This is a genomic window from Acidihalobacter prosperus (assembly GCF_000754095.2).
Classification (GTDB): domain Bacteria; phylum Pseudomonadota; class Gammaproteobacteria; order DSM-5130; family Acidihalobacteraceae; genus Acidihalobacter; species Acidihalobacter prosperus.
The window spans coordinates 439,481-452,344 of the sequence record NZ_JQSG02000003.1; the positions used below are offsets into that span (position 1 = coordinate 439,481).

Sequence of the window (12,864 nt, forward strand, 5' to 3'; positions counted from 1 at the left end):
CGCGATTTGTCGATAATGCCCGCCCCGTCACCGCCCGCCCATAGGAGGGATCCTTTGAACCGGACGCATGCCACGCGCGTCGCCCCCGCGGCCCTGGTGACCGGCGGCGCCCAAGGCATCGGCCTCGGCATCGCCCGCCGTCTGCGCGAAGACGGCTACCGGGTGCTGATCGCCGACATCGACGCCGAGGCCGGCGAAATCGCGGCCGCGCGCTGGGACCTGTGTTTCGAACATGCCGATGTCGCCGAAGAAGCGGACGTGCGCCGTTGCGTGGAGGTCGCCTGCGAACGCTTCGGGCGCCTCGACGCACTGATCAACAATGCCGGCATCACCAGCCCCGAAAACGGCCCCGTGGAGTCGCTGGCGCTGGCCGACTGGAACCGCTGGATCGGGGTCAACCTCACCGGCTGCTTCCTCGCCGTCAAGCATGCCGTGCCGGTGTTGCGCGCCACCCGCGGCGCGATCGTCAACATCGCCTCGACCCGCGCGCTGCAGTCCGAGCCGCATACCGAGGCCTATGCCGCCGCCAAGGGCGGCCTGGTCGCGCTGACCCACGCACTCGCGGTCAGCCTCGGCCCCGAGATCCGCGTCAACTGCATCTCCCCGGGCTGGATCGAGGTGCGCGACTGGCGCAAGCCCACTCGCGCCGAGACCCCTGCGCTCAGCGCCGAGGATCATGCCCAGCACCCGGCAGGGCGCGTGGGCGTTCCCGGTGACGTGGCCGCGCTCGCCGCCTTCCTGCTCTCGCCCGAGGCCGGCTTCATCACCGGTCAGAACCATGTCGTCGACGGTGGGATGACCCGTCGCATGATCTACCTCGACTGATCGGCCGCCGCCACACGAATCGGGAACCCGGAACGCATGAATGCCAATCGCCTCGCCTATACGCTGCTCACGCTGACCGCCCTGTTCTGGGCCGGCAACTTCGTGCTCGCGCGCGCGGTGCACAGCAGCGTGCCGCCGGTAGGACTCGCCTTCTGGCGCTGGCTCGCCGTGGCCGTGTTCGTGGTCCCCTGGGGACTGCCGGAACTGCGTGCGCAATGGCCGCTGATGCGCACCCGCCCGCTGCTGATGCTGATCCTCGGCCTGCTCAGCGTGGGCGCCTTCAATACGCTGATCTACGTCGGCGTGCAGACCACCACCGCGGTCAACGCGCTATTGCTGATTTCGGCCATCCCGGTGTTCATCCTGCTGCTCGCCCCGCCCTTGCTCGGCAATCCGTTGCGGCCGCGCCAGACCCTCGGCGTGGCGATCTCCGCCGCCGGCGTGCTGCTGGTGCTCAGCCACGGCCATCTCGCCGCCTTCGGCAGCCTGATCCATCATGCCGGCAGCCTCTGGGTGCTCGCCGGCGTGTTCAGCTGGGCGCTGTATTCGGTGCTGCTGCGCAGGCTGCCCAAGGGCATCGGCGGGCGCGGGCTGTTCGTCGCCACGGTCATCATCGGCCTGTGCGTGCTGCTGCCTTTCTATCTGTACGAAACCTTCGCCGAACACCGCCCGGTACATTTCAATGCCACGCTCGTCGTCAGCGTGGCCTATCTGGCCGTGTTCGCATCGATACTGGCCTATTTGTTCTGGAACAAGGCCGTGGGCATGATCGGCGCCGAGCGTGCCGGGGTGTTCATCCACCTGATGCCCGCCTTCGGCCTCATGCTTTCGGCGCTGCTACTGGGCGAACACGTCAGCCTCGCCGACCTGGGCGGTCTGGCGCTGATCCTGGCCGGCCTGTTCGTCGCCACCGGGCGCCTGCCGCGACGCAGCGCCTGAACGCCGCGCACGGGCGTGCCCTGGGGCAGGGCATGCGAGACTGACCGAGTCAGGCCGATTTCGGCGCGGGCAGGGCGGGCACACCGGCCGGCAGACGCAGGGTGACGCACAAGCCGCCTTCGGCACGGTTCTCGGCCGCGATCGCACCCTTGTGGGTTTCCACCGCGTGCTTGGCGATGGCCAAACCCAGGCCGTAGCCGGCGCGCGCCCCGGTAGGCGACTGCGCGCCGCGCACGAAGGGCTCGAACACCGTCTCGATCAGCGCCTCGCTCATGCCCGGCCCGCGATCGCAGACCTGGATCACGATCTCACCACCGGTTTCGCCGGCCACCACCGACACCTCGCCTCCGGGCGGCGAGAACCGCAGGGCGTTGCGCACCACGTTTTCGAGCGCACGGCGCAGCAATTCCTCGCGCCCCATGAGATGCGGCGACCCGCGGCACTCCAGCGTCACTGCGCGGCCTTCGGCCGCCTCGAAATTGGCGTCGGAGACCACTTCGCCGATCAAGGCGGCCAGATCGACCTCCGCTTCGGGCCCCATGTCCACGCCGGCATTCATGCGCGAAAGCGTCAGCAGTTCGCCCACCAGCTCATCCAGGCGCGCGCTCTCGCGCTCGATGCGGTTCAGCGCCGTTTCCAGTTTTTCCGGTTGCTGGCGCGCCAGCGCCACTGCCACTCCGAGGCGCGCCAGCGGCGAGCGCAGCTCGTGCGACACGTCGTGAAGCAGACGCTGCTGGGCGGTCACCAGCGCCTGCAGCCGCGTGGCCATATGGTCGAAATCGCGGCCGAGATCGGCGATCTCGTCGCGGCGCGTACCGATGCTCGGCTGCACACGGGTATCCAGCGACCCCGCCGCCAGCGCGCGGGTGGCGCGCTGCAGATGCCGCACCGGACGAGTCAGATACCAGGCAAGCCCGAGGCTGAACAGCAGGCTCGCGGCCACCGCCGCCGCCAGCCTGACGATCAGCTCGTCGCGCACCAGCGCCGCGCGCGCGGCGGCGCTCGGATGCACACGCAGCTCGATGGGAATGAACATCAGGTAGCGCTTGCCGTCGGGCGCGGCAACCAGCCGCAGCCCGGGGCCGGCGTCGCCGGCGGCCAGCGCCGCCTGCGCTTTGCTCAGCACATTCTGCGGCACCGGCCTGCCGAAGATGTCGGCGCCCTTCTCGTTGACCACCAGCACCGGGAAGTGCTGCCAGAAGGTGGAACTGGTGAACAGCTCGCGCAGCGCGGACACGCCGCCGAGATGCAACACCGTGGCCGCCGAGGTCACCGCGAAATCCACCTGCGGGCCGCCGGCCACGTCGGTGATCTCGCGCATGCGCGCCTGGTTGTGCAGATACACGGCGGCGCCGACCGCGGCGCCGATGGCGATCTGCACGATCCAGAAACCGAGGAATATCTTCCAGAACAACCGCCCCACGGACTATACCGCCACGAGCTGGTAGCCGATGCCGCGCACCGTCTGGATCGGCGAACGCCCGTCGGGCAGCTGCCCGAGCTTGCGCCTGAGATTGCTCACGTGCACGTCCACGCTGCGGTCGTAGCGCGACAGCGGATGCCCCAGCACACGCTCGGACAATTCTTCCTTGCTGACCACCCGTCCGGCCTGTCGCGCGAGCGTCTCCAGCAGGTTGAATTCGGTGCTGGTCAGCGCCATGCGCTCGCCGGCCCATTCGGCGACGCGCTCGGCCGAGCGTATGGTGACATCGCCAACCTGCAGCATGTCGCGCGCCATGCCCGGCGTCGCACGCCGCAGCACGGCACGCAGCCGCGCCACCAGCTCGCGCGGATTGCAGGGCTTGGGCAGATAATCGTCGGCACCGAGCTCCAGCCCGACGATGCGGTCGACATCGTCGCCCTTGGCGGTCAACATGATCACCGGCACCAGCGACTGCTGGCGGATCTGGCGCAGCGATTCCAGGCCGCTCTGCCCCGGCAGCATGATGTCCAGCACCACCGCATCGGCATCACCGGCAAGCGCCTGTTGCGCGCCCTCCTCGCCATTGTGCGCGGCCGCGACCTCGAAGCCCTCGGCCTCGAGGTATTCCGCGAGCATCTCGCACAGCTCCTCGTCGTCGTCGATCAGCAATACACGGTTCATCTTGATATCGGTCCGTCCGTTCCCTGTTGCCCGAAATCATGCTGCCACACCCAGCGCCGCACGGCAGCAGCGCACCGTTCCGATTTACATAGCTTTACCCATTCCACACCCACCTTTGCAGGGCGGGCGCGGATACTGCATCCATCGCAGGACGGCATGACCGGCAAGCATCAGGAAGCCCATCGCCGACATCCCGTCCCGGCGCCAGCTCACGCAATCACCTCAGGCGAGACCCCTAGCTCTCCTCCTGTTTCGGCCCCCTTAGCGGGGCCTTTTTTTTGCGGCGGGGAAAACCCGCCAACGACCGCGCATCTCGCCACTCCCCGACGCAAGCACGCGACATCCGTCTGAACCCGCCAAGTCCGACGTGGTCGATCATTTGTCTTTATGGCACAAAACCGTCACGCAAAAAGGGAGAAGCACGGGATGAATCATCGCCTCAAAAGCATCGCCGCACGAAGCCTGATCGCCTTTCCGCTCACTACCCTCATGGCGCATGCCGCCTGCACGATACCCATCGGCATCGTGCTGCCGACCTCCGGCGAACTGAGCGCGCAGGGGCAGGAAAACGTGCAGATGGCACAGCTCGCCATTCAACAGATAGACAAGGCCGGCGGGCCCGGCGCCTGCCGTCTCAAGGCCGTGATCAGCAACAGCCAGACCAAGCCGGCCATCGGCGTCGATGCCGCCAAGAAGCTGGTCGACCTCGATCATGTGCCGGCCATCGTCGGCGCCTCGTCCAGCGGCGTGTCGATGGCGATACTGACCTCGGTGACCGCGCCGGGCCATGTCGTGCAGATTTCGCCGTCCTCCACCTCGCCGGCGTTCACCACGCTCGCCCAGCAAGGCAAGACCGGCGGCTACTGGTTCCGCACCGCGCCGTCCGACGCCCTGCAGGGCGTGGCCATGGCGTATGTCGCCCATCAGCAGGCCAAGCTCAGGCGCGTCGCCGTGATGTATCTCAACAATCCTTACGGTAGCGGCCTGGCCGGTCGCTTCGAGCATGAATTCAAGGCCATGGGCGGCACGGTCACCGCCAGCGTCGCCTTCAATCCCCGCCAGCCCTCCTACCGCAGCGAGGTGCATCAAGCCATGCAGGGGCATCCCCAGGCGCTGTTCCTGGTCGGCTACCCGAACACCGGCGAGGTGATCGTGCGCGAATGGATCAGCGCCGGCGGCCCGCATACCTATCTGTTCCCGGACGCTCTGCACGCGCCGCAGTTCGTCGATGCCATCGGCGGCCGCTATCTCGACGGACACACCTGGGGCACCGTGCCGGGCAACACCCGCACCCGTAGCCTCGGCTATGTCGCCAAGGCCTTCAAACGCGGCTACGGGCACGCCATGAGCGAGTCCTACGATGCCTCGACCTACGACGCGACCGCCATCGCAGCGCTCGCGGCCTATGCCGCCAAGGCGGACGGCGCGGTCACCGGCGCACGCGTGCGCGACATGATCCCGCGCGTCACCGACCCGAAAGGCACCGCGGTCTACGCCTCCGTGCGCGGTTTCCGCAAGGCCGAAAAACTGCTCGCGGCCGGCAAGCCGATCCGCTACATCGGCGCCTCGGGCGCGCTGCACTTCGACACCACCGGCGACGTCAAGGGGCCGATGGTCGTCTGGCGCGTCAAGGACGGCAAGATCGTCCCGGTCGAAACCCTGAGCGCGAAACGGATCGCCGCCATCGGCGCACACGGCTGACCCGCTCCCCGGCACGGCTGCAGCCATGTCGGGAATCGCACAACATGCCCCCTCTTGGCGGCTTGACGACATGCCGGCGGCACGCGGAACCACCGTGTGCCGCCGCACTGCGGCTGGCCCGGATATTGCGACAGTTCTCCGCCCCTCACGGGCATTGCGCAAATCACCGACACAGGAGCCGCCATGAACGACGCATCCCTGCCCTGGGACGACGACGCCCGCCAGCGACTGGAAAAAATGCCTGCCTTCGTGCGCCCCATGGCCCAGGCGAAAATCGAGAAAGCCGCACGCGAAGCCGGCGAGAGCCGGGTCACCGCCGCCTTCATCGAAAGCCAGAAATCCCGCTTGATGGGCTAGGACCTGTTCACACGATGGCGGGACATACGGGTCATGCGTAGATCGCCAGTTCGCGCGCGCGCCGTGCGGCGTCCGCATCGGTACGCGCCGGAACCGCTTCGAGGCACGCCACGTACTCCTCGGGCAGTCCGTGCTCGCGCGCGCCGCGCACGACATGCGTCTTGTACCAGTCGTAAGGCAGGGAACCCGGCATCGCTGCCAAGGCGCGGTAAACATGCGCCTGCACCGGCTTGCCGCGTTCGGGCGATATCCCCAGCAATACGCGCTCGTAGGCGACGCCCAGACCCTCGAACCGATCCAGAATCGCCAGCTCGGACGCTGCCAGGGAAAACAGGACGCCATACACCTCATCGGCTTCGCGTCCGCTTGCGCAGGCATCGCATTTCGCCGAGCCGTCGTTGCCGCTGAGCAGATGAAAGGTCAGCCGGTGCCCCCGCAAGCGGCCGATGCCGCAGGCGCGCGCCGAGGGTACGCGCGCGCGCAGTCGCGCACTCGCCATGTTCGAGCCGTAAGCGAAATAAAGCACCTGCTTCTCTGTCGTCAATTCCATCGCCGCATCCCTGGGTGGGTTGGTTGCCGCACCGATATCATGATTCGTTGATCAGCCACGAGAAACCAGTCCGTCGATCAGCGAGTCGCGGGCGGCCCGCCATCGAGCAGGTCCAAACCCCGACTGGAAATAAGATATTCTTATGAATTATCCTAGCGACGGTAGCGAGCGACCATGACGCAGCGGAGCCTGCGCATCCTTGAAACGACCATACCGGTCAAAGAGAAAAACGCGCATGAAATCAGCACTCCCGCCACGGCATCGCCGCGAACCCGCTGCGACCGGCCGCAGCGAACACTAAGATAGCAGGCTGCCAGCCAGATGAGCCTACGCGGCCGGCTGCTGCTCCTGATCGGACTCACGCTGCTGCCCGCATTCGGTCTGATGCTGATCGTCGGCCGCATCCAGCACGACGCCATTCGCAACGAAGCCGAGCGCTACGCGCTGACCCTGATCCAGGCGCAGGCCGCCAACCAGATCGAAATGCTCAACGAGGCGCATGTCACGCTCGACCTGCTGGCCAGAATTCCGCAAATGGTGCAATCAGGCGCCACATGTCGCAACCTCCTGCCGCAATACGCGGATCGCGTACTGGCGCGCTTCAATGAAATCGGCATTGCGCGTGCGGACGGCAAGATTCTGTGCAGCATGCACAAGCCGGGTAGCCGCACGATCGATCACCCGATCATCACCGACGCGGACGATCCATCCGATATGGGCTTCCGGCTCAGCAATCAGGGCGTATCCGCGCAAGGCGGACCGCGCGTACTCACGGCCCTTTATCCGCTCGCAAATTCGCAGGGGCGCCTGCACCATATCCTGTTTGCCACGCTGCCCCAGCACTGGTTCACCAACAGCGTGTCGCAAACACCCCTGCCACCGGGCGCCTTCTTCACGTTGCTCGGCCATGACCGCCATGTGCTCGCGCGCTACCCGGATTCTGCGCAAAGCCGCAGCGATGCCCGTGCGTTGCTGGAGCGCATACAGCCACACCTCGGACAGGCGACGTCCTGGACCGGCCGCACGCGGCTCGACGGCCACGAATGGGCGGTCACCTCGACTGCCCTGGACGCAAAGGCGATGCCGGACGGGCCGCAAATCATCGTCGCCATCCCACTGGCTACGGCGATGCGGGATGCCGCCCATGCGTTCTATTGGAACCTCGGCGTACTTGCCGTCTTCGCGCTGGCCGCGCTTGCATTCGCCTGGTACAGCGGCGGTATGCTGATACTGCGTCCGGTAAGACGCCTTATGGGTGCGGCCGACATGATCGCCACCGGACGATATGCCGTGCGTACCGGCATACGTACGGGTCCCAGCGAAATCATCGCCCTGGGCCGCGCCTTCGACGATATGGCCGGCGCGCTGGAGGCCCGTATTCGCGAGGACGAAATCCATCGCGTACGCATCGCACGCCTCAATCGTATCTATCGCATGCTCAGCGCCATCAATGGCGCCATCATCCGCATTCGCGACCGCGACCAGTTACTGCAGGAGACCTGCCGCATCGTGGTCGAGCAAGGGCACTTCGGCTTCGCCTGGGCCGGACTTATCGAACAGGGCAGCGACATCCTCGGCCTCAAGGCGCACGCTGGCGATGCGGGCGAATTCCTCGATGCGATCCGAGTCTCGCTCGACCCAGAACACCCGGAAGGGCGCGGCCTGGCCGGCAATGCCATCCGCAGCGGCGAACCGCAGATCGCCAACCATGTCGAGGACGATCCGCGCCTGACGCCCTGGCGCCGAGAGCTGAACGCCGTCGGCATCCGCTCGGCGGCCGCCTTTCCGTTGCGCGTTCACGGCATGACCGTGGGTGTGCTGGTGCTCTATGCACGCGAACACGACTATTTCGACGAACAGGAAATCACCCTGCTCGATGAACTGGCAGCGGACAGTTCGCTGGGGCTGGAACATATTGCCAAGGACCAACAGATCAGTTTCCTGGCGAACTGGGACACCCTCACCCAGCTGCCCAACCGCGACCTGTTCGAGGATCGTCTGCGGCAGGCTCTGCACCGCGCGCAAAGACATCGTCGGCATACCGCCGTACTGGGTATCAGCGTGGTGAATCAGCCCGCCATCAGCGACCGTATGGGCCGCGCGGTCGGCGACCGGCTGATGCTCGAAACCGCTTCGCGACTGGGCGCTCTCGCGCTCGAACGCGTTCCGGGCGTGGCGCTGACCGACCACATTGCGAGACTCGGCAATCACGATTTCGGCCTGGTCATTAGCGATCTCGAAGGCACCGGCGATCTGGTGACCGCGTTGCGCATGATCCACACCGCACTTGCCGGGTCGATCGTCATCGGGCGCGAGGCGGTCGATCCGGATGTACGCATCGGCGTAGCGGTCTATCCGCGCGATGCCGAAGACGCCGACACCCTTGTACACCACGCGCTGTTCGCCGCCCATGTGCAGACCAGCAGTGAGCAGCACCGCCATACGGCCTTCTATTCCGCAGGCGAGGATACCGCCGCGCAGGCACGCTACGCGTTGGAAGCCGCCCTGAGAACGGCCATCGAACTACAGCAGTTCGATCTCGAGTACCAACCGCGCATCGATGCCCGCACCGGCAGGATTGCGAGTGCGGAAGCACTGATCCGATGGCAAAGGCCCGGGCATGGACGCGTGCCGCCCAATGCATTCATTTCCGTGCTGGAGCAAACGGGCCTGATCGTGAAGGTCGGCGAGTGGGCCATGCAGCGCGCGCTCGAACAGCGCCTGCGCATGCGCGACAGACTGCCCGACGACTTTGTCATTTCGGTCAACGCCTCCAGCCAGGAATTGCAGGCAACCGACTACGTTGCGCGCACGCGCCGCTTGCTTCGATTCACTGGCGCCCGGCCCGAGTGGCTGGAAATCGAGATCACCGAATCCGGACTGGTCGACAGCGGCGGCTCGACACTGGAGCAGCTCACCGGGCTGAAAAATCTTGGCGTGCGACTGTCGATCGACGATTTCGGCACCGGCTATTCGTCGCTCAGCTACCTGCGCCAGTTCCCGGTCGACGCACTCAAGATCGATCAGGCCTTCGTGCGCGAAATCGGCCGTGCCGAAGACGCACTACTCATCGTGAAATCCATCATCGGCTTGGCCAAGGCGCTGAATCTGTCCGTCATCGCTGAAGGTGTCGAGACGGCGGCACAGGCACAGACGCTGAAACAGGAAGGTTGCGACGAGTTGCAGGGCTTCCACTTCGGCCGCCCCTTGCGCGCGGAGGCCTTCGAGGCCTTGTTCGGACCTCCGCCGCCCCCCGCATGCGCCTGACACGGCTGGCATCCGCCCGCTGTGGGCGGATGCGTATTCCGGCCTTGTCGATCACAGAATTCCGCGTGCGTTATGAGTTGTCGGGACGATGGTCGGCCAATACGGAATCCGCAAGCTAACACTTGACACCGATCCGCACGATGTCGTGCACACACGGTGATGGTCTCGCGCACATGGCGGTCAGGACTTCAATGCCGCCCTCCGGCCATGAACCGATTGGTGACATGCCCCGCCAGAGCATCGCAGGCCGGCCCGCAAGCGGCGCGACGGATCAGCCGCACCTGATAGTCCCCCAGCGGCGGCAGGCCAATCTCCATCCCCACACGCCGCAACGGGGGACGCACGAGGCTGGCGGGGAAGGGCGCCACGGCGAGATCCGCCAGCATGGCCGCCTCCTGGCCCGCGCAGTGCTCGCTGGTATAGGCGATACGGTAAGGCAGTCCCGCCCGGTCCAGCGCGGACAAAGCCGTCTTGCGCCAGACGCAGCCATGGTTGGCGAGCGCAAGAGGGATCGGTGTCCGCTGCGACGCGGCCCCCCCCTCACGACAGGTCCAGACCAGAGGCTCGCTGTGCACCGCCTCTCCCCGACCCGCCAGCTCTCCGTCGCCATCGGCAGTCACCAGAATCAGGTCGAGTTCGCCCTCATCCAGCCGGGACAGCAGTACCAGGCTGGCGCCCATGGTCACGTCGACCTCCACGGCCGGGTGGCTGCGCGCAAACTGCGCCAGCACATCCGGCAGGATTCGCGTGCCGACATCGTCGGGGGTGCCGAAACGCACGCGGCCCTCGAGCGCAGGGGCGAGAAACTGCGCGACCGTCTCCTCGTTGAGCCGCAACAGGCGACGGCCGTACCCCAGCAGCAGTTCGCCCTCGGGCGTCAGGGCCACCCGGCGGGCACCGCGAACGAACAGCGATTTCCCGAGCATTTCCTCCAGGCGCTTGATCTGCATGCTCAAGGCCGAGGGCGTGCGAAATACCTGCTGCGCCGCTCGCGTGAAGCTACCGGTTTCGGCGATCGCCACGAAGGATTGCAGCACATCGGTATCGAGCAGCGGCAAGGCGCTGCGTGCTTGCGTCCCGCCGGGTTTGATAGGTGACGCCATCGCGCAAACCTTCAATTAATCTGAACCTTGAATATATATCTTTTCGTTTGAATTAACACTCCTGCCAGCCCATCCTGCATCTCGAGACTCGCAACCTTAGCCACGACACAACCACGCGCAGGCCCCGCCCCCCGGATCGGGCGGGGCCGAAGGGAGTATTGCCATGAAGCAACGCGACCACAGACGGCACCATCCATGGCGCATGGCACTGCACCGCCGGATAGCGCTCTGGCTGGATATCCGGCGACAGCGCCGGATGCTGGAGCAGCTGCTGACCTACGACGACCACCTATTGGACGACCTGGGTTACCACCGCCAGGACCTGTTGGATGCCCTTGCGTTGCCCTGGCATGCGGACGCCCTCGCACGCCTCGCGCATTGGCGAGAAGCGCGGCGTAGCGGTCGGCGCTAGGGCCGGCTCAGCCGCCGCCCAGCGGGTGCCCGTTGAGCGTCAGGCTGCCGTTGCGATAGCCGAGATCGAGGGTGTAGGCGCCATCGTGCATGCCCAGCATGCCGTGCGCGCTGAGACTGTCCAGATATTGTTGGGAGGCCTGCGCCAGCTGGTAGGGCGGCACGCCCTGCCGGGCGAGGATCGATGCCGCGACATGGCGCGCCAGCACCGGCGGCGTGCTGAGCTTGAATTCGGCCACCAGATCCTGCGACAGGGTGGCGATCGAAGGCGTCAAGCCGCCTACAGGCTCAAGACTCGCACGACCGCTTGCGGTCACCCGGCCCTGCGGCGTGCCGACGTTCAGCTCGTCGAGCCGCAGCACCGGATGGTGAGCCAACAGCGCCTGTGCGGGCGGCATCATGACGAGCAGCAGGCGCTGCATCGCCTGCCGCGAGGCCGCCGTATCCTGTGGCCCCAGCCTCTGCTCGCTTTCGCGCAGGCGCTGCATCAGATCGACCAGGGCGGGAACATAGAGGTGATCCAGCGCGAGCGACATGCGCGCCGGCGTGTAGGACTGCCCGCCCACGTCCACCTTGTCGAGCTTCCACGACACCTGGGAATCGGTGTAGCCGCCCTTGGGGTCCGTGGACGAGGTGCTGATCTCGAAGCCCTGTACCGCCAGCCGCGGCGAAGTACCATCGCCATGACGGTTCAGCTTCATCGAGGCCAGGGACACGACCGCATCGCCCGCCGCGATGCCGCCGGCGAGATGGGTGTCCAACGCCATCTTCAGGCCGTTCATCTGCAAGTCCTGCGGTACGCGATTGCCATTGGGCATGTTGCTGGCCGATAACCCGCCCCACGACAAGGCCAGCTTGCCGATGGCCTGGCCGTCGACCATGCGCAGGTGATCGACGACCAGCATGACCGGATCGACGTGTAGCGCCGCATCCTGCGAGCCGCCTGAGATCGTCAGCTCGCCCGAGCGCCCAGCCCCGTGCAGCACCCCGTCGCGCTGGTGCAGCACGAGTTCGGAGGCGGACCAATGCAGCAGCGCGCCCTGACCGTCCTGCATGTTGCCGGCCGCCACGTGCAGGGTGAAATCGTTCCCGCCGGTCAGCGTGATCACGTCGCGCAGGCGATACTGACTGCCGGCCTTGCGCATCAGCCGCTCCAAGCCGTCGACGCGCGCGTCGACCACCGCGCCGACCGGCGTCAGACTCACGCCGTCGCGCCGCCAGGCGGCAAAGGGGAAGGGGCCGTAGGCGATATGCAGATGCAGGACGATCGGCCGCACCTCGCCCTGGCGCAGAGCCTTGAACGGGCGGTCGACCGGCTGCAGGGTAAGCGTGTCCGTCTGCGAAAACCATCGATGCGTGCCCGGCGCATAGCGAGCCTCGAACACGCCCTGCCCATTGATGCCGGCGACCACGGATGCGATCTGGCGGTCGACGATACGGTTGGTGTATAGCGGCCCGAAGGCGGCCGCGGCGACGAGCAGCGCGGCCAGCACGCCGAGCGATACGATGGCCTTCTTCATGGAAAGCTCCTTTGCGGATTTATTGTTCTAAGCGCATGCGGCCATCGGCCGCCCGTCATGATCACAGGTATTGTGTGGGCATGCGGC

Annotated in this window: 11 protein-coding genes; 6 read left to right on the forward strand and 5 right to left on the reverse strand. The window is 66.4% G+C overall.

The features are described 5' to 3' along the window. The first annotated feature begins 54 nt into the window (after nucleotides 1–54). Complete coding sequence (locus THPRO_RS08800) at nucleotides 55–825, forward strand: glucose 1-dehydrogenase (RefSeq protein WP_052064132.1); 771 nt, start codon at nucleotides 55–57, stop codon at nucleotides 823–825. Between the two features lie 36 nt (nucleotides 826–861). Beyond that, a complete protein-coding gene (locus THPRO_RS08805; protein ID WP_038088051.1) occupies nucleotides 862–1,764 on the forward strand; it encodes a DMT family transporter in 903 nt (300 codons plus the stop codon). Nucleotides 1,765–1,813: 49 nt separating this feature from the next. On the opposite strand, the gene THPRO_RS08810 is transcribed toward THPRO_RS08805, so the two are convergent. Both THPRO_RS08810 and THPRO_RS08815 read right to left on the reverse strand, forming a co-directional pair. Next, a complete protein-coding gene (locus THPRO_RS08810; RefSeq protein WP_038088048.1) occupies nucleotides 1,814–3,187 on the reverse strand; it encodes a sensor histidine kinase in 1,374 nt (457 codons plus the stop codon). A gap of 3 nt (nucleotides 3,188–3,190) precedes the next feature. After that, on the reverse strand, nucleotides 3,191–3,868 hold the full coding sequence (locus THPRO_RS08815; protein ID WP_038088044.1) for a response regulator transcription factor: 678 nt from the start codon (nucleotides 3,866–3,868) through the stop codon (nucleotides 3,191–3,193). A gap of 426 nt (nucleotides 3,869–4,294) precedes the next feature. Between THPRO_RS08815 and THPRO_RS08820 the strand changes: the two genes are divergently transcribed. After that, the gene (locus THPRO_RS08820) at nucleotides 4,295–5,569 is read left to right on the forward strand and encodes an ABC transporter substrate-binding protein (protein ID WP_038088041.1); all 1,275 of its coding nucleotides are present in this window, start codon (nucleotides 4,295–4,297) and stop codon (nucleotides 5,567–5,569) included. Between the two features lie 183 nt (nucleotides 5,570–5,752). Then, nucleotides 5,753–5,926 carry a PCP reductase family protein gene (locus THPRO_RS08825; RefSeq protein WP_038088038.1) on the forward strand — a complete coding sequence of 58 codons (174 nt, stop codon included), beginning with the start codon at nucleotides 5,753–5,755 and terminating at the stop codon, nucleotides 5,924–5,926. Between the two features lie 31 nt (nucleotides 5,927–5,957). On the opposite strand, the gene THPRO_RS08830 is transcribed toward THPRO_RS08825, so the two are convergent. After that, nucleotides 5,958–6,476 (reverse strand): gamma-glutamylcyclotransferase family protein, encoded by a 519-nt coding sequence (locus tag THPRO_RS08830; protein ID WP_038088035.1) that lies wholly within the window; start codon nucleotides 6,474–6,476, stop codon nucleotides 5,958–5,960. A gap of 321 nt (nucleotides 6,477–6,797) precedes the next feature. On the opposite strand from THPRO_RS08830, the gene THPRO_RS08835 reads away from it, so the two are divergent. Continuing rightward, a complete protein-coding gene (locus THPRO_RS08835) occupies nucleotides 6,798–9,743 on the forward strand; it encodes a bifunctional diguanylate cyclase/phosphodiesterase (protein ID WP_038088032.1) in 2,946 nt (981 codons plus the stop codon). 188 nt (nucleotides 9,744–9,931) lie between these two features. Here THPRO_RS08835 and THPRO_RS08840 read toward each other — a convergent pair whose 3' ends face one another. Next, complete coding sequence (locus THPRO_RS08840) at nucleotides 9,932–10,846, reverse strand: LysR substrate-binding domain-containing protein (RefSeq protein WP_065089513.1); 915 nt, start codon at nucleotides 10,844–10,846, stop codon at nucleotides 9,932–9,934. A gap of 163 nt (nucleotides 10,847–11,009) precedes the next feature. Between THPRO_RS08840 and THPRO_RS08845 the strand changes: the two genes are divergently transcribed. Next, nucleotides 11,010–11,258 (forward strand): DUF1127 domain-containing protein, encoded by a 249-nt coding sequence (locus THPRO_RS08845; protein WP_038088028.1) that lies wholly within the window; start codon nucleotides 11,010–11,012, stop codon nucleotides 11,256–11,258. A 7-nt stretch (nucleotides 11,259–11,265) separates the two neighbouring features. Here the strand turns inward: THPRO_RS08845 and THPRO_RS08850 are convergent, their stop codons facing one another. Beyond that, nucleotides 11,266–12,777, reverse strand: a complete 1,512-nt coding sequence (locus tag THPRO_RS08850; protein ID WP_065089515.1) for a YdgA family protein — start codon at nucleotides 12,775–12,777, stop codon at nucleotides 11,266–11,268. Nucleotides 12,778–12,864 lie beyond the last annotated feature (87 nt).